Raw genomic sequence first — 402 nt, forward strand, 5'->3', positions numbered from 1 at the left:
ATGACAGCACTGACCACCGAGGGGCATGACCTCGAGACGAACGTCCTACCGCTTGCTACGCTCGCTGACGCGCGCGCGGTTATCCATGACATCGACGTCAACGAAGAGGCACTTGCTGCGCGTGCGGCAGGTCTTCTGGCGGACCTTCTACTCGACCGCTCAACCGCTGGAAACATCATCTGGGCGACGGACCATTACGAACACCTCGGCGGCGAGTACGCGCCCAGCCGCGAGATCACCGTCGAATCGGTAACGGGCGAGTACCGCCTTCTCATCCAGCCGCGTGTCGAGAAGTCCAAGGCGCAGCAGTGGGATCGCACCAAGGGCCGCGCCGAGGTCTTCACGCCGTCATGGCTGTGCAATGAGCAGAACAACCGGGTCGACGAGGCCTGGTTCGGTCGA

At 62.9% G+C, this 402-nt stretch carries 1 protein-coding gene; it reads left to right on the top strand.

The features are described from left to right. Positions 1–402: hypothetical protein (locus tag G3I78_RS49985; RefSeq protein ID WP_203616607.1), on the top strand; the 402-nt coding region annotated here is incomplete at both ends.

The sequence above is a fragment of the Streptomyces sp. SID13726 genome (assembly GCF_010548375.1).
GTDB lineage: Bacteria > Actinomycetota > Actinomycetes > Streptomycetales > Streptomycetaceae > Streptomyces.